Source organism: Micromonospora sp. NPDC051924 (assembly GCF_055586005.1).
This window is the reverse complement of record NZ_JBVJJA010000111.1, coordinates 1-1,638: the sequence shown is the minus strand read 5'-3', so window position 1 is coordinate 1,638 and position 1,638 is coordinate 1. Positions and strand designations below refer to the sequence as shown.

The 1,638-nt window shown below is 66.6% G+C and carries 2 protein-coding genes; one reads left to right on the top strand and one right to left on the bottom strand.

All coding sequences use genetic code 11. The annotated features are described in order from the left end of the window. Positions 1-16 precede the first annotated feature (16 nt). Positions 17-433, bottom strand: coding sequence for an IS200/IS605 family transposase (gene tnpA / locus ACZ6S5_RS34845; protein WP_466006544.1), 417 nt, complete (start codon positions 431-433; stop codon positions 17-19). Positions 434-452: 19 nt separating this feature from the next. On the opposite strand from tnpA, the gene ACZ6S5_RS34840 reads away from it, so the two are divergent. Next, a partial coding sequence (locus ACZ6S5_RS34840) for an RNA-guided endonuclease InsQ/TnpB family protein (RefSeq protein WP_466006543.1) occupies positions 453-1,638 on the top strand: 1,186 nt, incomplete at its 3' end.

Sequence of the window (1,638 nt, the reverse complement as noted above, 5' to 3'; positions counted from 1 at the left end):
TAGGCCCGAGCGTGCTCTAAGCCGGCCGGTTCTGCTGCTCGATGTACTGGCGCAGGACAGTCAAGGGTGCGCCGCCGACGGACCCGGCGAAGTACGAGCCTGACCACAGCTTGTTGGCTCGGTAGTAGTGGCGCGCCAGGTCGGGGAACTCCTGGCGCATCCGACGTGAGGAGACGCCTTTGAGGCTGTTGACCAGCTTCGACAGGGCGACCTTGGGCGGAAAGTTGACCAACAAGTGGACGTGGTTGTCCTCGCCGTTGAACTCGACCAGCTCGCACTCGAAGTCGGCGCATACCGCCCGCATGTTCTCCTCCAGCCGGACCAGATGCCGGTCGGCGAACACCCGATGCCGGAACTTCGTGACGAAGACCAAGTGAGCGTGCAGCGCGAAAACGCAATGCCTGCCAGTGCGAATGCCTTCAAGGTCAGCCATAAACCAACACGGTACGCTCGTGGTCGTGCAGCTCCGGTACAACTTCCGCGTCTATCCGACGTCGGGCCAGCAGGAAGCGCTGGTTGGGGCGTTCGGCTGCGCGCGGGTGGTGTTCAACGACGGGCTGCACCTGCGCCAGCAGGCCCGCGAGGCGGGCGAGAAGTACGTCTCCGACGCCGAACTGTCCCGTCGCCTGATCACCGAGGCCAAGCAGACCCCGGAGCGGGCGTGGCTTTCCGAGGTGTCGGCGGTGGTGTTGCAGCAGGCCCTGGCGGACCTGAACACCGCGTATCGCAACTTCTTCGCCTCGGTCTCGGGCAAGCGCAAGGGCCGCAAGGTCGCGCCGCCAAGGTTCCGCTCGCGCAAGGACAACCGGCAGGCCATCCGGTTCACCAGGAACAGCCGGTTCAAGGTGCTGGACAACGGCCGGCTGAGGTTGCCGAAGATCGGCGACCTCGCGGTGCGCTGGTCACGTTCGTTGCCCTCGGACCCGTCGAGCGTGGCGATCATCCGGGACGCGGCGGGCCGGTACTTCGCCTCGTTCGTCGTAACCACCTCGGACGAGCCGCTTGCCGTGGTGGAGTCGGAGGTCGGGATCGACCTGGGGCTGACGCACTTCGCGGTGCTGTCGGACGGCACGAAGGTGGCGGCACCGAAGTTCCTGCGCCGCGCGGCCCGCAAGCTGCGCCGGTTGCAGCAAGACCTGTCCCGCAAGCAGCGGGGCAGTCAGAACCGCAAGAAGGCCGTCGTCAAGGTCGCCCGCGCCCATGCGCGGGTGGCCGACACCCGGCGGGACTGGCAGCACAAGCTGTCCACGACGATCATCCGCGACAACCAAGCGGTGTACGTCGAGGACTTGTGCGTGACCGGTCTCGGCCGGACCAGGCTGGCCAAGTCCGTACACGACGCCGGCTGGGCGTCGTTCACGGCCATGTTGGAGTACAAGGCCGCCCGGTGGGGGCGGACTTTCGGAAAGATCGACAGGTTCGCGCCCACGTCACAGACGTGCTCGGTGTGTGGCCGCCTCGACGGACCCAAACCGCTGAACGTCCGGTCATGGACCTGCCCTTGTGGCGCGGTCCACGACCGGGACGTCAACGCGGCACTCAACGTGTTGGCCCAGGGACGCTGGGACAACTCAAACGCCTGTGGAGCGCAGGTAAGACCGGCACTCGTGCCGGCACCGCGCGGGGAAGCAGGAATCC